General features: G+C 66.9%; 19 protein-coding genes. 5 read left to right on the top strand and 14 right to left on the bottom strand.

Features of this window, described 5'->3' with window-relative positions; all coding sequences use genetic code 11:
* Positions 1-2: 2 nt before the first annotated feature.
* The 5 genes from CR156_RS16400 to CR156_RS16420 form a co-directional block, all read right to left on the bottom strand.
* Positions 3-677, bottom strand: coding sequence for a DUF484 family protein (locus CR156_RS16400; protein WP_025877290.1), 675 nt, complete (start codon positions 675-677; stop codon positions 3-5).
* Positions 674-1,525: a diaminopimelate epimerase gene (gene dapF, locus CR156_RS16405; RefSeq protein ID WP_100553595.1), complete on the bottom strand. Its 852-nt coding sequence runs from the start codon at positions 1,523-1,525 to the stop codon at positions 674-676. The genes CR156_RS16400 and dapF overlap by 4 nt, the downstream gene beginning before the upstream one ends.
* Positions 1,518-1,757, bottom strand: coding sequence for an LPS translocon maturation chaperone LptM (gene lptM / locus CR156_RS16410; protein ID WP_100553596.1), 240 nt, complete (start codon positions 1,755-1,757; stop codon positions 1,518-1,520). Before lptM ends, dapF begins: the two co-directional genes overlap by 8 nt.
* A 129-nt stretch (positions 1,758-1,886) precedes the next feature.
* On the bottom strand, positions 1,887-2,309 hold the full coding sequence (locus CR156_RS16415; RefSeq protein ID WP_100553597.1) for a YbaN family protein: 423 nt from the start codon (positions 2,307-2,309) through the stop codon (positions 1,887-1,889).
* Positions 2,310-2,365: 56 nt separating this feature from the next.
* Positions 2,366-4,498 (bottom strand): S9 family peptidase, encoded by a 2,133-nt coding sequence (locus CR156_RS16420; RefSeq protein ID WP_100553598.1) that lies wholly within the window; start codon positions 4,496-4,498, stop codon positions 2,366-2,368.
* Positions 4,499-4,699: 201 nt separating this feature from the next.
* On the opposite strand from CR156_RS16420, the gene CR156_RS16425 reads away from it, so the two are divergent.
* Positions 4,700-5,884, top strand: a complete 1,185-nt coding sequence (locus CR156_RS16425) for a pyridoxal phosphate-dependent aminotransferase (protein WP_100553599.1) — start codon at positions 4,700-4,702, stop codon at positions 5,882-5,884.
* Positions 5,885-6,004: 120 nt separating this feature from the next.
* On the opposite strand, the gene CR156_RS16430 is transcribed toward CR156_RS16425, so the two are convergent.
* Positions 6,005-8,101 (bottom strand): prolyl oligopeptidase family serine peptidase, encoded by a 2,097-nt coding sequence (locus tag CR156_RS16430; protein WP_100553600.1) that lies wholly within the window; start codon positions 8,099-8,101, stop codon positions 6,005-6,007.
* Positions 8,102-8,170: 69 nt separating this feature from the next.
* Positions 8,171-8,488, bottom strand: a complete 318-nt coding sequence (locus CR156_RS16435; protein WP_100553601.1) for a hypothetical protein — start codon at positions 8,486-8,488, stop codon at positions 8,171-8,173.
* Positions 8,489-8,614: 126 nt separating this feature from the next.
* Here CR156_RS16435 and CR156_RS16440 point away from each other — a divergent pair, with 126 nt between their 5' ends.
* Entirely contained in the window at positions 8,615-9,214 is a 600-nt protein-coding gene (locus CR156_RS16440) for a lipocalin family protein (RefSeq protein WP_100553602.1), read from the top strand.
* A gap of 79 nt (positions 9,215-9,293) precedes the next feature.
* Here the strand turns inward: CR156_RS16440 and CR156_RS16445 are convergent, their stop codons facing one another.
* From CR156_RS16445 to CR156_RS16455, 3 genes are all read right to left on the bottom strand, one after another.
* Positions 9,294-9,983 (bottom strand): methionine ABC transporter permease, encoded by a 690-nt coding sequence (locus CR156_RS16445; protein ID WP_100553603.1) that lies wholly within the window; start codon positions 9,981-9,983, stop codon positions 9,294-9,296.
* Complete coding sequence (locus tag CR156_RS16450) at positions 9,980-10,987, bottom strand: methionine ABC transporter ATP-binding protein (protein WP_089236990.1); 1,008 nt, start codon at positions 10,985-10,987, stop codon at positions 9,980-9,982. Before CR156_RS16450 ends, CR156_RS16445 begins: the two co-directional genes overlap by 4 nt.
* A 210-nt stretch (positions 10,988-11,197) precedes the next feature.
* Positions 11,198-12,094, bottom strand: a complete 897-nt coding sequence (locus CR156_RS16455) for a DMT family transporter (protein ID WP_089236991.1) — start codon at positions 12,092-12,094, stop codon at positions 11,198-11,200.
* Between the two features lie 83 nt (positions 12,095-12,177).
* Between CR156_RS16455 and CR156_RS16460 the strand changes: the two genes are divergently transcribed.
* Entirely contained in the window at positions 12,178-12,660 is a 483-nt protein-coding gene (locus tag CR156_RS16460) for a YajQ family cyclic di-GMP-binding protein (RefSeq protein ID WP_089236993.1), read from the top strand.
* 38 nt (positions 12,661-12,698) lie between these two features.
* Here CR156_RS16460 and CR156_RS16465 read toward each other — a convergent pair whose 3' ends face one another.
* From CR156_RS16465 to CR156_RS16480, 3 genes are all read right to left on the bottom strand, one after another.
* A complete protein-coding gene (locus CR156_RS16465) occupies positions 12,699-13,793 on the bottom strand; it encodes a helix-turn-helix domain-containing protein (protein WP_100553604.1) in 1,095 nt (364 codons plus the stop codon).
* Positions 13,794-14,123: 330 nt separating this feature from the next.
* Positions 14,124-15,251 carry an NAD(P)-dependent alcohol dehydrogenase gene (locus CR156_RS16475; RefSeq protein WP_100553605.1) on the bottom strand — a complete coding sequence of 376 codons (1,128 nt, stop codon included), beginning with the start codon at positions 15,249-15,251 and terminating at the stop codon, positions 14,124-14,126.
* 17 nt (positions 15,252-15,268) lie between these two features.
* The gene (locus tag CR156_RS16480; protein ID WP_100553606.1) at positions 15,269-16,735 is read right to left on the bottom strand and encodes a benzaldehyde dehydrogenase; all 1,467 of its coding nucleotides are present in this window, start codon (positions 16,733-16,735) and stop codon (positions 15,269-15,271) included.
* A 195-nt stretch (positions 16,736-16,930) separates the two neighbouring features.
* Between CR156_RS16480 and CR156_RS16485 the strand changes: the two genes are divergently transcribed.
* Positions 16,931-17,497: a DUF1415 domain-containing protein gene (locus CR156_RS16485; protein ID WP_100553607.1), complete on the top strand. Its 567-nt coding sequence runs from the start codon at positions 16,931-16,933 to the stop codon at positions 17,495-17,497.
* Positions 17,494-18,294, top strand: a complete 801-nt coding sequence (locus CR156_RS16490) for an SDR family oxidoreductase (protein WP_100553608.1) — start codon at positions 17,494-17,496, stop codon at positions 18,292-18,294. Before CR156_RS16485 ends, CR156_RS16490 begins: the two co-directional genes overlap by 4 nt.
* Before the next feature lie 134 nt (positions 18,295-18,428).
* Here the strand turns inward: CR156_RS16490 and CR156_RS16495 are convergent, their stop codons facing one another.
* Positions 18,429-20,459, bottom strand: coding sequence for a M3 family metallopeptidase (locus CR156_RS16495; RefSeq protein ID WP_100553609.1), 2,031 nt, complete (start codon positions 20,457-20,459; stop codon positions 18,429-18,431).
* Positions 20,460-20,623: the final 164 nt, after the last annotated feature.

Genomic DNA, 20,623 nt, shown 5'->3' on the forward strand with positions numbered 1-20,623 from the left:
GCTCAATCCGCGAAGCGCTTGAGCCCGGTCACCAGCGCCTCGCCCATCATCCGCAGGAACAGCGTGCCCATGCCGGGATAGAAACGGTTCGGATCGTGGCTGCCCACCGCGATCAGGCCAACGCCCGGCAGCGGCAGCAAGGCGGTGGTCTGCACTTCCTCACTGCGCGCGCCGTACAGCACCGCGTTCTTGTCGCTGTGCAGGCGGCCACAGATCGGCTCGCCATCCTTCAGGCAGTCGCGGAACGGGCCCAGCTGCGCATCATCGGCAGCCAGCACCTGCAGCCACTCGGCCTGCTCCAGCCCGGCTACCGGCGCATGCACGACCAGCCGCACCAGATCGCCGGCGAAGTCTTCCTGCAGTGATGCCGCCATCGCACGCAGCGTATCGGCGGCGTTGTCCTGCTTCATCAGGGCCAGGGTGAGCTGATGCGTGCGCACCGCCAGCCGCTCGTTGACCTGCGCGGTCGCGCCCAGGTCGGCCAACCGTCGCGCCAGCTCGCGGTTCTTCTCGCGCAGCACTTCCAGCTGGTAGCTGGCCAGCGATGCGGTCGGGCCGTCATCGCGTGGCACCACCAGGGTCAGCGCCAGGTCCGGGAACTGCTTGAGGAAGCCCGGATGACGCCGCAACCAGGCGGCGACTTCATGGGCACCGAGCTTGTCGACGGTCTCAGTCATGCGATCCACTCCCCTTCGAAGACGAATGCGGTCGGGCCCGCCATCACCACCGGCTGGCCATCGCCCGGCCACTGGATGCGCAGGTCGCCACCGGGCAGGCTGATGCGCGCATCGCGCTGCAGGCGGCCGCGATGCATCAGGGTCACCGCAGCCGCGCAGGCGCCACTGCCGCAGGCGAGGGTTTCACCCACGCCGCGCTCGAACACGCGCAGGCGCACATGTTCCGGGCCCATCACCTGCGCGAAGCCCACGTTCACCGACTTCGGGAACGAGGCATGCTGCTGCAGCAATCCGCCCACGCGCTCGACCGGTGCGGCGTCGACCAGGCCCACTTCGATCACCGCGTGTGGATTGCCCATCGACACCGCCGCGAAGCGCACGGTCTCACCCTGCAGTGGCAGCAGGTATTCCTCGCGCGGGTGGGCGAAGCCGATCAGCGGCACCTGCGCCGGTTCGAACAGCGGCACGCCCATCGCCACCGCGTACTGGCCATCGCCGAGGACATCCACGGCGTGGCTGGCCAGCGGGCTGTCGATCACGAAGCGATCGCCCTGCGCACTGCCCTCGCGTACCAGCCAGGCAGCGATGCAGCGCGCGCCGTTGCCGCACTGCTCGGAATTGGAACCATCGGCGTTCCAGATGCGGTATGAGGCGACCGAGCCTTCGGCGCGCGGCGGCTCGACGGTCAGGATCTGGTCGCAGCCGACGCCGGTATGGCGGTCGGCCAGGCGTGCGGCCAGTTCCGGGGTGGGCGGCGGGGTGCCGTCGCGCAGGTCGATCACTACGAAATCGTTGCCCGCGCCGTGCATCTTGCTGAAGCGCAGGCCGTTGCTACCGGCCTTACTCATTCCCGTCGTCCACCTTCTTGGCCGGGTCCGGGGTTACCGACGGACTGCCGTCACCGGTGCTCTGGGTGGCAGCGGGCGTGGTGTCGGCATCAGCGGCCGGTTCGACGGTTTCTTCCACCGGCACCGGCTTCTGCGGCAGCACCAGCGGGCCCTTGTTGCCGCATGCGGCGAGGAACAGCAGCGAGGCCGCTGCCAGCGGAATCAGGATGACATTGCGATGGGGGATGTTCATGCCCCGAGTATAGCCATTGGCGGCTGAGCGGTTGGTGCAGGGTGCCGCGCCACGCATCCGCCGGGCATGGCCCGGCGCTACCGCAATCCGGCACCCGTGGTAGCTCCGGGCCATGCCCGGCGGCAGAGATCAATCGGCCGGCGGCAGCGGACGGGTCCACAGCCAGATCGCCACCACGGTCATGCTGCCGATGGAGAACCACTTCACCCAGGCCACCGGCACGCACCACAGCATGATGCCGGCACACACCGCCATGGTGATCGTGGCCATCCATTTGCCGTAGCGGCTGACCGCACCATGTGCCTGCCAGTTGGCGATGGCCGGGCCGAAGCGCGGGTGCTGCAGCAGCCAGCCGTGCAGGCGCTCGGAGCCGCGCGAGGCGGCCCAGGCCGAGATCAGGATGAATACGGTGGTGGGCAGCCCCGGCACGAAGATGCCGACGATGCCGGTGCCCAGGCTGGCATAGGCCAGCAGCCACCACGCCCAACGGAACCGCACCGGCCGGGTGGGCGCTGGCAGGTTCTTGGTGGCGGGCGGTTCGGGCAGGCTCATCGCGCAAGGATACCCAGCGCAGGTGGCGGCGGCGATATCACCGCCGCCACGATGCGTCATTCCGTCGCAGCGCCGGCAACCGGCGTTTCGATGCCCAGCTGCTGCAGCACGAACGCATACGACTCGGACAATTCGCGGTAACGCTGGAAGCGCCCGGACTTGCCGCCGTGGCCGGCTTCCATGTTGGTGCGGAACAGGATCGGGAAGTGGCCGGTGTTGTCATCACGCAGCTTGGCCACCCACTTGGCCGGCTCCCAGTACTGCACCTGCGAATCCCACAGGCCGGTACCCACGAACAGCGACGGATAGGCCTGCTTTTTCACGTTGTCGTAGGGCGAGTAGGACAGCATGTACTCGTAGTACGGCTTCTGCTCGGGGTTGCCCCACTCGTCGTACTCGTTGGTGGTCAGCGGGATGGTCGGGTCGAGCATGGTGGTGACCACGTCCACGAACGGCACCTGCGCCACCAGCACGCGGTAGTCCTGTGGCGCCTGGTTGGCGATGGCGCCCATCAGCAGGCCACCGGCACTGCCACCAGACGCGGCGACACGATCCTTCGCCGCCCAGCCCTGTGCAACCAGGCCACGGGTGACGTCGATGAAGTCGTTGAAGGTGTTCTGCTTGTGCAGCAGCTTGCCGTTTTCGTACCAGTCGCGGCCCATTTCCTGGCCGCCGCGGATGTGGGCGATGGCATACACCACGCCACGGTCGAGCAGGCTCACCGCAGTCTGGTTGAAGTACGGGTCCATCGACATGCCGTAGCTGCCGTAGGCGTACTGGAACAGCGCGCCGGTGCCATCCTTCTTGTAGCCCTTGCGATAGACCAGCGACACCGGCACCTTCACCCCGTCGCGCGCGGTGATCCACACCCGGTCGGTCTCGTACTTCGAGGCGTCATAGCCGATCACCGGCTGCTGCTTCAGCTGGCGACGTTCGCCGTTGGTGGTGTTCAGTTCGTACACCGTGGTCGGCGTGGTCATCGACGTGTAGACGTAGCGCAGCCAAGTGGTGTCAGCCTCGGTGTTGTCGCCCAGGCCCATCGAATAGGCCGGTTCGTCAGCCTTCACGTAGTCGTTGCGACCGTCCTTGAACAGCAGGCGGATGCGCTCCAGGCCTTCGGAACGTTCGGCGATGGCGGTGTAGGTATCGAACAGTTCGAAGCCTTCGATGAACACCGCATCGTCATGGGCGATCCAGTCCTTCCACTGCGCGCGCGAGGTGGCATCGGTCGGTGCGGTGACCAGCTTGAAGTTCTTCGCACCATCGTTGGTGCGGATCACCCAGCGGCCGTCGTAGTGGTCGGCGTCGTACTCCACGTCGCGCTGGCGCGGGGCGAGCACGGTGAACGTGGCCGGGTCGCTGGCCGGCGCGTAGCGCTCTTCGGAGGACACGGTGCTGTGCACGCCGATGGTGATGAAGCGATCGTCTCGGGTGCGGCCGATGCCCATGTAGAAGCTGTCGTCCTTTTCTTCGTAGACGACGGTGTCGGCACTGGCCGGGGTGCCCAGCACGTGCTTCTTCACCCGCACGGTCAGCAGGGTTTCCGGATCGTTCTCGACATACAGCACGGTGCGGTTGTCGTCGGCCCAGACCAGGTCGCCGGAGGTGCCGGTGATCGTGTCCGGCAGCACCGCGCCGGTGCGCAGGTCCTTGAAGCGGATGACGTACTGGCGGCGGCCCACGTCATCATCGGCCCAGGCCAGCAGCTGGTTGTCCTGGCTGACCTCCATCGAGCCGACGCTGAAATAACCCTTGCCGGCAGCCATCGTGTTGACGTTGAGCAGGACTTCCTCCGGCGCGTCCATGCTGGCCTTGCGGCGCGCATGGATGGGATAGTCCTGGCCGGTTTCGTAGCGGCTGTAGTACCAGTAGCCGCGCTCGCGCGCCGGCACACTGGCATCGTCCTGCTTGATGCGGCCGACGATCTCGCCGTACAGCGCATCCTCCAGCGGCTTCAGCGGTGCCAGCAGCTGGTCGGCATAGGCGTTCTCGGCCTGCAGGTAGGCCAGCATGGCCTTGTCCTCGCGCTTGTCGTCGCGCAGCCAGTAATAGTCATCGTTGCGGGTCGCGCCGAACGGCGCCTTGACCACGTGCGGACGCTTCTCAACATCCGGCGGAACGGGCGGGGTGGCGGCGGTAGCGGTGCTGGTCATCAGGCTCGCAAGCAACAGGCAGAGAGTGGATTTCATGAAATAAGGCTCCTTGATCGGCAATGCAATGGCGTCCTTGCGCCTGAGTCTGGGTTGCAGGGGGGCTGCGGGCAACCCTGCGGATCGTCATGGTGCGCGCCGGTAGTGCCGGCCGCTGGCCGGCAACCGCAGCAGACTGTTCATCCCGAGGTTGCCGGCCAGCGGCCGGCACTACCTGGACCGGCGGCGTACCATGTGGCCATGAGTACCCTGCCCCACACGCCGGGCTACAGCCGGCGCAGCCACGAAATCGCTCCCTTCCATGTGATGTCCCTGCTGGCCCGCGCTCAGGCGCTGGAACAGGCCGGTCACGATGTGATCCATCTGGAGATTGGCGAACCGGACTTCACCACTGCCGAGCCGGTCGTGCGTGCCGGCCAGGCGGCGCTGGCCGCCGGCCACACCCGCTACACCGCCGCACGCGGGCTGCCCGCCCTGCGCCAGGCGATCAGCGGCTTCTATCGCAGCCACTACGGCCTGGATATCGACCCCGAACGCATCCTGGTCACGCCGGGCGGCTCCGGCGCGCTGCTGCTGGCCAGCAGCCTGCTGGTCGACCCGGGCCGCCACTGGCTGCTGGCCGATCCCGGCTATCCCTGCAACCGCCACTTCCTGCGACTGGTGGAAGGTGGCGCGCAGCTGGTGCCGGTGGGACCGGAAACGGCCTATCAGCTGACCCCTTCGCTGGTGCAGCAGCACTGGAACGCCGACAGCGTCGGCGCGCTGGTGGCATCACCGGCAAATCCCACCGGCACCGTGCTGTCAGCCGATGAACTGGCGGCACTGTCGGCGTCGCTGCATGCGCGCGGCGGCCACCTGGTGGTCGACGAGATCTATCACGGCCTGACCTATGGCCTGGATGCAGCGAGCGTGCTGCAGGTGGACGACAGCGCGTTCGTGCTGAACAGCTTCTCCAAATACTTCGGCATGACCGGCTGGCGACTGGGTTGGCTGGTGGCGCCGCCGGCGGCAGTACCCGACCTGGAGAAGCTGGCGCAGAACCTGTACATCAGCGCCTCGAGCATCGCCCAGCATGCAGCCCTTGCCTGTTTCAGCGAAGAGGCGATGGCGATCTTCGAGCAGCGCCGCCAGGCCTTCCAGCAGCGCCGCGACTTCCTGCTGCCGGCCCTGCGCGAACTGGGCTTCCGCATCGAAGTGGAGCCGCAGGGTGCGTTCTACCTGTACGCCGACGTCAGCGCGTTCACCGATGACGCGCAGGCGTTCTGTGCGCACTTCCTGGAGACCGAGCACGTGGCATTCACCCCGGGCCTGGATTTCGGTTTCCATCGATCGAACCAGCACGTGCGCCTGGCCTATACCCAGGAAGTGCCGCGGTTGCAGGACGCGGTGGACCGTATCGCGCGCGGGTTGAAACATTTCCGGTAGCGCCGGGCCATGCCCGGCGAGCGCGCAGCGCGGCAAGGGAGCCGCCGGGCATGGCTCGGCGCTACCGTGCAACGAATGCCCAACGAAAAACGCCGCCCGAGGGCGGCGTTTTTCATTTCATCATTTACCGCCCAACCGCTCCCACAGGAAGCTGTAGGCCAGTGCGGACATGTGCGCGGCCTGCGCGTTGTTGGCCGCACCGCCATGACCGCCTTCGATGTTCTCGTAGTAGGTCACGTCCTTGCCGGCATCGATCATCTTCGCGGCCATCTTGCGGGCGTGGCCCGGATGTACGCGGTCATCGCGGGTGGAGGTGGTGAACAGCACCGGCGGGTAGCTCTTCTTCGCGTCGAACAGGTGGTACGGCGAGAAGGTCTTGATGAACTCCCAGTCGCTGGTGTCCGGGTTGCCGTACTCGGCCATCCACGACGCGCCGGCCAGCAGGTGGCTGTAGCGCTTCATGTCCAGCAGCGGAACCTGCACCACCACCGCACCGAACAGCTCCGGGTACTGGGTCAGCATGTTGCCGGTGAGCAGGCCACCGTTGCTGCCGCCCTGCACGCCCAGGTGCTTGGCCGAAGTGATCTTGCGGGTGACCAGGTCCTGGGCAACGGCGGCCATGTCTTCATAGGCCTTGTGACGGTTCTGCTTCAGCGCCGCCTGGTGCCAGCGCGGGCCGTACTCGCCACCACCACGGATGTTGGCGACCACGTACACGCCGCCCTTCTCCAGCCAGGCGCGACCCATGCCACCGGAATACGCCGGGGTCAGCGAGATCTCGAAGCCACCGTAGCCGTAAAGCAGGGTCGGGTTGGAGCCATCGAGCTTCATCGCCTTGTCGTGCACCACGAAGTACGGCACGCGGGTGCCGTCCTTGCTGGTGGCGAAGTGCTGTTCGATGACCTTGCCGTCGGCATCGAAGAACGCCGGCATGGTCTTCAGCACTTCTGGCGCCTTGCCGATGTCGGCGATGGCCAGGGTGGTCGGGGTCAGGTAGTCGGTGGCGGTCAGCCACACTGCATCGCTGTCATTGCTGTCGACCGCACTGACGCCGAGGGTGCCGAAGGCCGGCGCACCGACGAAGTCGCTCTTCTGCCAGCCCTTGGCGGTCGGGGTCAGCACCGACAGGCGGTTCTTGACGTCGTCCAGCACGTTCAGCACCAGGTGGTTCCTGGTCCACGAGGCACTGGCCAGCGAGGTGGTCGCGGTCGGGGTGAACAGCACCTCGAAGTCGCGCTTGCCAGCCAGGAAATCATCCAGCTTGGTCACCAGCAGTGCGCCGGAGGCGTAGGTCTTGCCACCCACGGTCCACGGATCGCGCAGTTCCAGGGTCAACCACTGCTTGTGCAGGCCTTTCTCGGCCGAGTTCGGCGCGTCGATCCTGGTCAGCTTGCCATCGTCGCCGCGCAGGTAGATCTCGTTGTTGTAGAAGGCCAGCGTGCGGCTGACCAGGTTGCGCTCGAAGCCCGGGGTGTCATCGTGCATCGCCGCGATGTACATGTCTTCCGGCTTGCCTTCATAGACCAGGCTGGCCGTGGACATCGGCGTGCCACGCTTCCACAGCTTGGCCACGCGCGGGTAACCGGAGGTCGTCATCGAACCGGTACCGAAGTCGGTGTAGACGAACACGGTATCGCGGTCGATCCAGCTCAGGCCGCCCTTCGATTCGGGACGGAAGAAGCCGTCCTTGATCCAGCTCTTGCTGGCCAGGTCGAACTCGCGGGTGACATCGGCGTCGGCGCCGCCGCGCGACAGCGCGATCAGGCAACGGCTGTAGTCCGGACGCAGGCAGTCGGCGCCGTGCCAGACCCAGTTTTCGTTCTCGGCCTTGTTCAGCGCATCCAGGTCGAGCACGGTCTCCCAGGTCGGCGAGGCCTTGCGGTACTCGGCCAGGGTGGTACGGCGCCACAGGCCGCGCTCGTGCTGCTTGTCCTTCCAGAAGTTGTAGTAGTAATCACCGATCTTCTGCACGCCGGGAATCTTGGCGTCCGAGTCGAGCACCTCGCGGATGCTGGTCTCCATCTGCTTGAAGGCCGGGGTCTGCGCCAGGCGCGCCTCGGACTTGGCGTTCTGTTCCTTGACCCAGGACAACGGCTTGTCGCCGGTGACGTCCTCCAGCCAGGCGTAACGGTCGGTGTCTTCAGCGGCCACGGCGGTACCCACCGAGGCAGCGGTCATCATGCCGGCCAGCAGGCAGGCGGAAGCGAATCGTGACATTGCAGCTCCAGGCAGTCATTAGCCGTGGAACGCTAGCATGGATGACCGGGGCCGCCCCCGTGTCGAAGGTCAGGCCGTGGCGGTGTGCGCCTTGCGCGTACGTGGCTGGGAGCGGCGCCGGCCCTGCCCAGTGTCGCGTCGCAACCAGCGCAGCGCTGCCCGCGTGGGCAACGGGCAGCGCAGCAGGGCCCACCAGGCCGCCAACGGCATGCCGACCAGCCACAGCGGCAACCAACCCAGCCAGGCACTGCTGCCGCGCGCGGCCGGCCACACCAGCACCACGGCCAGCCCGGCCAAGGCGAGCTGCGGCACCACCCGCAGCAGTCGGGGATCGCTGCGTTCGCTGACGCGTTCAGCTGGAAGGCGGTGGCGGGGACGTGTGCGCATGCGGATTCTCCGGTGGTCGATGCGGGCCAGCTTGGCTGCGGAGCTTCTCACCGGCTGCGACACCATTGACGGATGGCGTGCACACAGTGACCATGCGCGGGCAAGCCCACTGGAGCCCGCTCCCGCATGACCTCGATCCGCCCGCTCTGCGCTGTGTTGCTGGCCCTGTCCCTGGGCGGTCCGGCAGTGGCTGCCAATTCCCCACCGCCATCCCGCAACAGCGCCGCGGAAGCCTCTGCAGACGGGGCGATCGACCTGCAGCGCTTCATGGGGACCTGGTACGTGATCGGCCGCGTGCCGAACTTCATCGAACGCGGCCACGTCGCCAGCGTCAACCAGTACGAGCTGCGCGAGGACCACAAGGTCGCCATCACCTATCGCTACCGCGATGGCTTCGGCGAGCCCCTGCAGGAAATCCGCGCGCGTGCCAGTGTCGATCCCGACAGTGGCAACCACGGCTGGCGCACCTGGTTCTACCGGGTCGTGCCGACCCATTCGCGGGTGCTGGAAGTGGCGCCGGATTATTCCTGGGCGCTGATCGGCTACCCGGGGCGCGAGATGGCCTGGATCTTCGCCCGCACGCCTGACATGGACAAGGCGCTGTACAAGGACCTGGCCGAACGCCTGCGCGACGAGTACGGGGTGAACACAGACAAGCTCAAGCGCGTGCCGCAGCACGCCGATCAGGTCGGCAAGCTGGGCTACGAAGTGCCGAACGTGCGTTGAGACGCCGCCGCCGGGCATGGCCCGGCGCTGCCGCGCGAACGTTCCGGTAGCGCCGGGCCATGCCCGGCGGAAGCCCCAGTTATCTGCGGCTGTAATGCGCGACCAGGCGGTCGCCCAGCATCTGCAGCAGCTGCACCAGCACCAGCAGCAGGACCACGGTGACCAGCGCCACGTCGGTATGCGAGCGCTGGTAGCCATCGCGGAACGCCAGGTCACCGAGGCCACCGGAACCGATCGCACCGCCCATCGCAGTGAAACCGATCAGGGCCACGGTGGTGACCGTCGCACCGGCAATCAGGCCCGGCCGTGCTTCAGGCAGCAGCACGCGGGTGACCAGCTGCCAGGTGGTGGCACCCATGGCCTGGGTCGCCTCGATCACGCCACGATCCACTTCACGCAGCGCGGTTTCCACCAGGCGCGCATAGAACGGCGCAGCGCCGATGACCAGCGGCACGATCGCGCCACGCACACCCAGCGAGGTACCCATCATGAACAGGGTCACCGGGATCAGCACGATCATCAGGATGATGAAGGGCACCGAGCGCAGCAGGTTCACCACCAGCGCGAGCACGCCGTAGGCGAACGGCCGGCGCTTCAGCTGTGGCGCACCGAACAGGTACAGCAGCACGCCCAGCGGCAGGCCGATGGCCAGGGTCAGTGGCAGCGAACCGGCCAGCATCAGCAGAGTGTCGATGGTGGCCTGGCCGATGTCGGCCCACTTGCCTGCATCCAGGTGGCGGAAGAAGCCGCCGGCAGTGGCGATGATCATCGACGCAGTTCCTCAACGTGCACGCCGGCAGCCACGAACGCGGCCTGCGCGGCGGACTGGTCACCGCCCACCAGGGCGACGATCAGCTGGCCATACGGGGTGTCCTTGATCCGGTCGATACGGCCGGAAAGGATGTTGTAGTCGACCCCGGTCTGCCGCGCGACGCTGCCGAGCAGGGGTTCGTAGGTGTCAGCGCCGAGGAAGGTCAGGCGTACGACACGACCACCGACAGCGTCGAAATCGCGGTGCAATGTGCCCTCGTCCACCTGCTCCGATTCGCTGACGAAACGGCGGGTGGTCGGGTGCTGCGGATGCAGGAACACCTTCGTCACCGGGCCGGTCTCGACCAGCTGGCCGGCATCGAGCACAGCCACGCGGTCGCAGACGCGACGGATCACGTCCATCTCATGGGTGATCAGCACGATGGTCAGGCCCAGTTCGCGGTTGATCTTCGACAGCAGCGCCAGCACCGAGGCGGTGGTCTGCGGATCGAGCGCGCTGGTGGCCTCATCGCACAGCAGGATCTGCGGGCGGGTGGCCAGTGCCCGAGCGATGCCCACACGCTGCTTCTGCCCGCCCGACAGCTGCGCCGGGTACTTGTCCGCATGCGCCTGCAGGCCGACGGTCTGCAGCAGTTCGGCCACGCGCGCATCGATCTCGGCCCTCGGCGTTCCGGCCAGTTCCAGCGGGAAGGCGACGTTGCCGGCCACCGTGCGCGAGGACAGCAGGTTGAAGTGCTGGAAGATCATGCCGATCCGGCGGCGCAGCGCGCGCAGGCCCTCCGGCTCCAGCGCGGTTACGTCTTCACCGGCGATCAGCAGACGACCACCGCTGGGCTCTTCCAGGCGGTTGATCATGCGGATCAGCGTCGATTTGCCCGCTCCGGAATGGCCGATGATGCCGAACACCTCACCAGCCTCGATGGTCAGGTCCAGCGGCTGCAGCGCGCTGACCGCGCGGCCGGCAACGGCATAGGATTTGTGCAGGCGCTGGAACTCGATCACGGGATCAGCTCACCGGGAGGGCGATGGAAGGGGGCGTGCAGCCTACCAGCGCCGGCGCTCGCGCGCCCGCGCCATGGGCCAGAATGTTATTCCTTTTAGTTCTAAGATTGCCGTGAACCCGCGCAACCGGTAGTGCCGGCCGCTGGCCGGCAACTGCAGCGGCCCTTCCGGCGCAGGGGTTGCCGGCCAGCGGCCGGCACTACCCCCGGTTCAGGGATGGTCCAGCGGTTTCGGCGGTTCCTGCCGGTTCACCCGCTCGCGGTGCAGCAGATACAGGCCCGAGGCGACGATGATCGCCGCGCCCGCCCAGGTGTAGCCATCCGGCAGCTGCCCCCAGAACGCCAGGTCCCAGCCGATCACCCAGACCAGGCCGCTGTACTCCAGCGGCGCGATCATCGAGGCCTCACCCAGCTGGAAGGCCTTGGTCAGCGCGATCTGGCCCAGCGCTCCGGCCAGGCCCATGCCGGCGATCAACGGCGCATGCGCCATCTGCAGCGGCACCCAGCCGGGAATCGCCAGCAGCCCGGCACCGATGGCCATGATGACCAGGAACCAGACCACCATCGACTGCGAGGTATCGGTGCGGGTCAGCAGGCTGACGGTGATCGCGGCGATGGCATAGGCAGTGGCAGCGGCCAGCACCATCAGGCCCGGCACCGAGATGAAACCACCCACGCCCGGCCGCAGCACCACCAGCACGCCGACCAGGCCGATACCGATGGCGACCCAGCGCCGCGGCCCGACCCGCTCGCCCAGCAGCGGCACCGACAAGGCAGCAATCAGCAGCGGCGCGACGAAATAGATGGTGTACGCGGTGGACAGCGGCAGGTCACGCAGGGCGAACACGAAGCAGCCGATCATCGCCATGCCCAGACCGCCGCGCAGCAGGTGCAGGCCCCAGCGACGCGGGATCAGTGAGCGTGGCCCGGCACTGGCCAGTACCCAGACCAGCACGAAGGGCAGCGACGCCACACCCCGCAGGAAGGTCACCTCCAGCGAGGGATAGCTGGCCGAGAGCTGCTTCATGCCGGCGTCCATCAGCGAGAAACAGGCGACGGCGGCGACCATCCAGGCCACGGCGCGCGAAGGGGAGCGTTGCAGGTTCATGGCTCATTATCACCGACCGCGGGCGTTGCCGCCGCGACCGGCACGATAGAATGACCGCCACTGATTTCTGCGGAGTAACGCCCATGCCTTCCTTCGACGTTGTGTCCGAAGTCGACACCCACGAACTGACCAATGCGCTCGACCAGGCCAACCGCGAGCTTGCCACCCGCTTCGACTTCAAGGGCGTGGACGCCAGATTCGAGCGCGAGGGCGAAGTGATCACCCAGTCCGCACCGAGCGAGTTCCAGCTCAAGCAGATGAACGACATCCTGCGCGCACGCCTGGCCGCCCGCAGCATCGACGTGCTCAGCCTGGAATATGGCGACGTGGAAACCAACCTGGCGCAGGCCCGGCAGAAGATCACCGTCAAGCAGGGCATCGAGCAGAAGATCGCCAAGAAGATCGCTGCGGCGCTGAAGGAAGCCAAGCTGAAAGTGGAAACCCAGATCAACGGCGACAAGCTGCGGGTGATGGGCAAGAAGCGCGACGACCTGCAGGACGCCATCGCCGTGCTGAAGGCCGGCAAGTTCGAACTGCCGCTGCAGTTCAACAATTTCCGCGATTGATCGACGCCGGGGTGTAGCGCCGGCCCCGGTTGCCGGCCTCACTCGCGCAGCAGTCTGTACAGCGTTGTCCGCGAGATTCCGAGTTGGCGTGCAGCGAGGCTGAGGTTGCCGTCGGCGGCACGTGCGGCGCGGCGCGCTGCATCGCGCTGCTGGTCACGCAGTGGCGCCGCCTGCACAGGCGCCGCGGCCGTAGCCGGCGAACGCGACCGTGCAGCGCGCGGTGCCTGCAGATGCTGCAGATGGACCGCACTGCCCTCGCCCAGCCGCACCCGATGCGCAGGACCGGGCTGCAGCAGTCGGCGGCGCTGTGCGGCGCTGGCGCCGGCAAACAGCGTGTCCAGCGAAAGCAGCGGCAGCGGCCCACGCCGTGGCAGTCCGAGCAGACGCCGGGCGACGCGGTTGGCGGCAAGCAACTGGCCGTCTTCCTGCACCGCCAACAGGCCCTGCAGCGGTGATGCCAGCCAGCGCGGATCATGCTGCACCGCCAGCAGGTGCACATCGCTGAGCGTGTGCATCAAACGGTTCTCGATGGCCAGCGCCGCCTGCCGGAAATAGCCCTGCAGCACTGCCGGATCGCGTTCCCCCAACCCGGTGATGTCGATCGCACCGCAGACCTGCCCCTGCAGGTCATGCAAAGGCTCACTCAAGCAGAACACGGGGGCGAACCGCTGCAGATAGTGTTCGTTGCCACGTACCAAGGCGGGCAGGTCGTCGGCCAGGCTGACCGCAGGCGCGGTGGTGCCGATCTCGGCCTCGCCCAGCCGCCGGCCCACCTGGATCGGCCGCAGCAGCGGTGCATCTTCCAGGCCATGGGCGCGATGCACGATCACCATGCCCTCGCGGTTGGCGCAGAACATCGTCCATCCCCGCGCACCGAACGCAGACCACAACTGCTCCAGCTCAGGCTGCACGCAACGCGCCAGGCGACGGTCGTCGCGGGATTCCAGGTGGTGGCCGTTGCCCTGCAATGGCGGGTAATACGGCTCCTGGCCGGGACGCACACCGGCCGCATGCGAACGCTGCCAGGACTGCTGCAACGGCAAGGGCAGCATCGCCAGCGACTGCACATCGCCCTCGGCAAAAGCGGCACGCGCCGCCACCAATTGCTGCTGCCCGACTGTCGTGGCCATCATGGACGCAGAGTACACCCGCGCACGCAATGCCCGCGTTACGTCCCGGCAACGGAGCGTTTCCGTTTTCGTCAGGCATTCATGTGTCGACCAAGGTCGACACCCACCAACAGCAGCGGAGATCTGTCGAAGGCGGGGTGGGTCCGGTTGCGGGGGTGTCCGCGGCATGGATGCCGCGGCCAAGCCCCCAGGGATGGGTTCACGGCGTCCCCCGCAACCGGACCCACCCCGCCATCCCACGGAATACCCGCTTTTGCCGTTGACGTTGACGTTGACGTTGATTCGGCGGGTGCAGGGCGCAGCCCTGCAAACCCAGCCCACCCCACCCTCACCTCACGCCGCGATCCGCAGAATCGGCTTCAGGGTAATGCCCCGCGTACTGTCCTCGGCCGCCTGGTTGATCTGCTCCAGTGGATAGAACTTCACCAGCCTGTCGAACGGGAAGCGCCCCTGCTGGTACAGCGTCACCAGCTGCGGAATGAACACCTGCGGCACGCTGTCGCCCTCGACGATGCCGCGGATGCTGCGACCACCCAGCAGCAGGTTGTTCACATCGAAGCTGGCGGTCGTGCCCAATTTCGGCGCGCCAACCACGCCCATCATGCCCAGCCCGCCCAGCGCCTCGATACCTGCGGAGAGAACCTCCGGACGACCGGTGGATTCCAGCGCGAAATCGGCGCCGCCACCAGTGATCGCACGCACGGCCTCGATCACATCGGTCTCGCGGCTGTTGACCACGTGGGTGGCACCCAGCTCCATGGCCAACTGCAACCGTGAGGGCACCACGTCGATGGCGATGATGGTGGTGGCACCAGCGACCTTGGCCGCCATCACCGCGCTCAGGCCGACCGCACCGGCGCCATAGCTGGCGAAGCTGCTGCCCGATCGCACCTGCAGCGAGTTGAGCACCGCACCGGCACCGGTCTGGATCCCGCAGCCCAGCGGGCCGAGCAGCTCCAGCGGCGCATCGTCAGGCACCTTGATCGCGTTGATCTCGCGCGCCAACGCAAACGTGGCAAACGACGACTGTGCGAAGAAGTGATCGTGCAGCGGCTGGCCCTGTGCATCGGTGATGGCGGTATGGCCGTGGCCATCAACGCCACCGAAGTTCAGCGCGAAGAAATCGCGGCAATACGCACCATGTCCACCACGACAGGGATTGCAGTGGCCGCACTGGCCGTAGGTCAGCACCACGTGGTCGCCGGCCTTCAGTTCACGCACGTTGGGGCCGACCGCCTCGACGATGCCCGCGCCCTCATGGCCCAGCACCGCCGGCAGCGGCACTGGATAGTACTGGTCACGCACGATCAGGTCGGTGTGGCACAGGCCGGTCGCCACGATCTTCACCAGCACTTCGTCGTCCTGCGGGCCGCGCAGGCGCGCCTGCTCGATGACGAAGGGCTGTTCCTTGCCGCGCACCACGGCGGCGGTGATGTCACGCGATCCACTGTTGCTGCTCATCGTTGCGTTCTCCTCGATCAGATCGGATAGGCCGGGGCTTCGCCCTTGACCGTCATCCATTGCCACTGGGTGAATTCCTCCACGTTGGCCGGGCCGCCGATGCTGGTGCCGTTGCCGGACGCCCCTACCCCGCCAAAGGGATTGATGACCTCATCGTTCACGGTCTGGTCGTTGATGTGCAGCAGGCCGGTACGCAGGCGCTCGCCCAGCTTCAGCGCGCGGCCGACATTGCGGGAAACGATCGCCATCGACAGGCCGTACTCGCTGTCATTGGCCAGGCGCACGGCTTCGTCGTCGTCATCGAACGGCACCACCACCGCCACCGGCGCGAAGATCTCTTCGTTGAACGCCGGATTGTCCGCGCTGACGTTGCCGAGCACGGTCGGTGCGAAGAACAGGTCCTGGTAGGTGCCGCCGGTTTCGAGGGACGCACCGGCCTTCACTGCGTCGTCGACCACACGCGCTGCATGGTCGCGCTGCGCGGCATTGATCAATGGCCCCAGCGCCACGTCCTCGCGTGCCGGGTCGCCCACCTTCAGCGACTTCGCCTTGGCCACCAGCTTCTGCAGGAACGCCTGATGGATGCTTCGCTGTACCAGCACACGGCCGGTGGCCATGCAGATCTGACCCTGGTGCAGGTACACGCCCCAGGCGGTGTTGGCCACGGCCAGATCCAGATCGGCATCGTCGAGGATGATCAGCGCGTTCTTGCCGCCCAGCTCCAGTGACACTTTTTTCAGATGCTTGCCGGCGGCTTCGCCGACCTTGCGTCCCGCCGCCGTCGAGCCGGTGAACTGGATCATCGCCACATGCGGATCACTGGTCAGCGCGGCACCGGCGGCGCCGTCGCCGGGCAACATGTGCAGCACACCCTGCGGAAGACCTGCTTGCTCGAACAGGCGTGCGATCACCGCACCACCGCACACCGCCGTGCGCGGATCAGGCTTGAGCACCACGGCATTGCCGAGAGCGATGGCCGGGGCCACCGCGCGCATCGCCAGGTACAGCGGGAAATTGAACGGTGAGATCACCCCCACCACGCCGAGGGGACGACGCCGCGCCAGATTCAGCCTGCCGGGCTCGGACGGCAGGATTTCCCCCACGCTGCGCGAAGGGAGTGCGGCGGCCTCATGCAGTGCCTTGATGGTCACCTTGGCCTCGAAGCCGGCCTTCAGGCGGGTGGAGCCGCTTTCGCGGACCATCCAGTCGACCAGCGTGTCGATGTTTTCCTCGGCCAGGCGCGCGGCCTTGCGCAGCACCTCGGCGCGCTGTTCGTATGGCGCCGCCGCCCATGCCTGTTGTGCCTGCGCCGCAGCGGCTGCAGAGCGCGCGACCTGCGCCGCGTCGGCCAGGCCGATCTCACCAAGCGACTGCCCGGTGGCGGGTTCGATCACCGGCTGGCGCTGTGCGGCAGCGCTCCATTGACCATCAAAGAAGGCGCCTGACCAGAGTGTGTCCGGCAGCCATGGGGAAGATGCAGTCATGTGAAGTCCTCCTGTGTCGTGCCGCCATTGCACGCCTGGCCCGCTGCGTCGGCAATCGGCCATTGGCGTGATATCGGCAAGGGATTGAATCGATGGGAATTTCCAGCATCGCCGTTGTCCAGTTCCTGCACAGTGAACGGCGCCCCCGCACCGGCACGCCTACAATGGCCACCCACGCCAGCCGATGCGCCCGCCATGACCGACACCCCCCTGCCCACCGATGACCCGATCGCCGCCACCCGCCTGTGGCTGGAGCGCATCGTCATCGGCCTGAACCTGTGCCCGTTCGCCAAGGCGGTGTACGTGAAAGACCAGGTCCGCATCGTGCTGAGCGACGCGACCACACCGGAAGCCCTGGTGGAAGAACTGGCCGAAGAACTGGTGCTGCTGCGCGACACGCCGGCCGAGCAGATCGATACCACCCTGATCGTGCACCCGCAGGTGCTGACCGACTTCCTCGACTACAACGACTTCCTCGACAACGCCGATGCGGCGATCGAGGCGCTGGACCTGCAGGGCATCCTGCAGGTGGCCAGCTTCCATCCGGACTACCAGTTCGATGGCGTTGCCGCCGATGACGCCAGCAACTACACCAACCGCGCGCCCTTCCCCACCCTGCACCTGCTGCGCGAAGACAGCGTGGAACGCGCGGTGGATGTCTACCCGGACCCGGACGTGATCGTCGAGCGCAACATCCAGACCCTGGACCGGATCGGTGTTGAGGGCTGGCACCGTCGCCTGCGCGGTGACGACCTGTCATGAGCACGGTACCGCCGATTGCCACCTGGCCGGTTGCGCCGCTGCACGGCAGGGTCGTGCTGGTCACCGGTGGTGCCAATGGCATCGGCCGCGGCATCGCCCAGGCGGTGCTCGGGGCCGGCGGCCGCGTGCTGATCGGCGATCTGGATGTGGAGGCAGGCCAGGCCTGCCTTGCCGAATGGCAGCGCGGCGATGATGCGGCGTTCCAGCGGCTGGACATCACCGACGAAACCAGTGTGCGCGGCTTCATCGCGGTGGCCCTGCAACGCTTCGGCCGCATCGATGGCCTGGTCAACAATGCGGGCATCGCCGGGCCGCACGGCACCCTGCTGCAGGACATGGACTGGGAAGAATGGCAACGTCGGCTTTCGTCGCTGCATGGTGCGTTCCTGTGCAGCAAGCATGCTTTGCCGGCGCTGTCGGTCGATGCAGGCGCGATCATCAACATCACATCGACCCGCGCCTGGCAGTCCGAACCGCACAGCGAAGGCTACGCAGCGGCCAAAGGCGGGCTGGTGGCCTTCACCCATGCGCTGGCGATCAGCGCCGGACCGGCGGTGCGGGTGAACAGCATCAGCCCCGGCTGGATCAGCACCGATGCCTGGCAGGCACCGTCGCGCCGGCACGACCCGCAGTATTCGGCCAGCGACCATGCCCAGCACCCGGTGGGTCGGGTCGGGCAACCGGAGGATATCGGCGCGCTGGCGGTATACCTGCTGTCCTCAATGTCCGGCTTCAGCACCGGCCAGGATTTCATCGTCGACGGCGGCATGACCCGGAAGATGATCTACGCCGAGTGATCCCGGGCCACGACACCCGGTAGATGCCAACCTTGGTTGGCATGGTTCCCGTGCCAACCAAGGTTGGCACCTACCAGGGCATCAGGCATCGATTTCCAGTAGATCCACGCCATGCGTGGATGACGGTAGCGTACTCACGCCATGCCGGAATGCCGCAGCAGCGCATCGATCTGCGGCGCACGGCCGCGGAACGCCTTGAAGTTCTCGGCGGCCGGACGACTGCCGCCACGCGACAGCACCTCGTCGCGGAAACGCGCGCCGGTTGCAGCCAGCGCCTGCGGCGCTTCCTCGAACGCGGCGTAGGCATCGGCGCTCAGCACTTCGGCCCACTTGTAGCTGTAGTAACCGGCAGCATAACCACCGGCGAAGATGTGGCTGAACTGATGCGGGAAGCGATTCCAGCTCGGCGGATGGTTCACCGCCACTTCCGCACGCACGCGCTCAAGCAGTGCCAGCACGCTGTCCTGCGCTGCTTCGAACTGACTGTGCAGCAGCATGTCGAACAGGCCGAACTCGAGCTGGCGCACGGTGGCCATGCCGCTGTGGAAATTGCGGGCGGCCAGCATGCGCTCGTACAGCGCGCGCGGCAGCGGCTCGCCGCTGTCCACATGCGCGGTCATGCCCTGCAGGTGCTCCCATTCCCAACAGAAGTTCTCCATGAACTGGCTGGGCAGTTCCACCGCATCCCACTCCACGCCGTTGATGCCGGCCACGCCCAGCTCGCCGATACGGGTCAGCAACTGATGCAGGCCGTGGCCCATCTCATGGAAAAGCGTGGTCACTTCGTTATGGCTGAAGGTTGCCGGCTTACCGTCGGCACCACGGCCGAAGTTGCACACCAGGTACACCAACGGCGTCTGCACGCTGCCATCGGCGCGCTCGCGGCGGTTGCGGCAGTCATCCATCCACGCGCCGCCACGCTTGCCTTCGCGGGCGTACAGGTCCAGGTAGAACTGGCCCACCAGAGTGCCCTGCGCGTCCACCAGGCGGAAGAAGCGCACGTCCTCGTGCCAGACCGGCGCGCTGTCTTCCTGCACGCGCAGGCCGTACAGCTGTTCGATCACCGAGAACAGGCCGCCCAGCACCTTGGGTTCGGTGAAGTACTGCTTCACTTCCTGCTCGGAATAGCTGTAACGCGCCTGCTTCAGCCGGTCGGCGGCGAACGCCAGATCCCAGGCCTGCAGGCTGTCGATACCGAGATGCTCGCGGGCGAACTGCTCCAGCTCGGCACGGTCCTTGGCCGCGAACGGCTTGGCGCGCGCAGCCAAGTCACGCAGGAAGCCCAGCACTTCGGCGGGGTCCTTGGCCATCTTGGTGGCTACCGAATAGTCGGCGTAGGAATCAAAGCCCAGCAACGCAGCCAACTCGGCACGCAGTGCAAGGATGCGATCGATGTTGCCGCCGTTGTCCAGTGCATCGTCGCCGAACTCGGAAGCGCGCTGCGCGCTGGCGCGGTACAGGATCTCGCGCAGGTCGCGGTCCTCGCCCCAGGTCTGCACCGGCAGGTAGCACGGCATCTGCAGGGTCAGCTTCCAGCCCGTCGTGCCGTCCTTCTCCGCTGCCGCGCGTGCAGCGGCCTTCACGTCGTCCGGCACGCCAGCCAGACGCGCGGGGTCTTCGACGATCAGCGACCACGCATCGGTGGCATCGAGCACGTTCTGCGAGAACTTCGCCGACAGCGCCGACAGTTCTTCCTTGATGGCGGCGAAACGCTGCTGCGCGTCCGCATCCAGCTCGGCACCGCCGAGGCGGAAATCACGCAGGGTGTTTTCCAGCACCTTGCGGCGCGCCTCGTCGAAACCGGCCGCTTCGGTGCTGGCAGCCAGCGCCTGGTACTGGCGGTACAGCGCCAGATTCTGGCCCAGCGCACTGGCAAAACGGGTCACCCGCGGCAGGTTGCTGTTGTAGGCCTCACGCAGCTCCGGCGTGTTGACCACGCCCTGCAGGTGGCCGACCAGGCCCCAGGCGCGCCAGAGGCGTTCGGTGGCGTCGTCCAGCGGGGTAACGAAGGTCTGCCAGCTGACCGGTTGCACCTGCTCGGCAGCGCTGACCGCCGCCTCGGCCTGCGCCAGCAGCACGTCCAGCGCCGGCGCCACATGCTCGGGGCGGATCGCCTCGAAGCGCGGCAGGCCGGAAAAATCGAGCAGGGGGTTGGCAACGGTCACGGCAGGTCTCCAGAGTACGGGCCCGAAGGTGCGGGCAGCCAGATCGATATGGCGCTTGCCGGGCTCGCAGACAAGGGGCGGCGGGCCATTGTTCACGTCGGCCTTACGGCCGTCGGCTGAAGCTTGTTGCGCGGGGGAGACCGCAGCGGAACGTGTCGAGGAGG

Origin of the sequence: Stenotrophomonas lactitubi, assembly GCF_002803515.1 — a bacterium.
Lineage (GTDB): Bacteria > Pseudomonadota > Gammaproteobacteria > Xanthomonadales > Xanthomonadaceae > Stenotrophomonas > Stenotrophomonas lactitubi.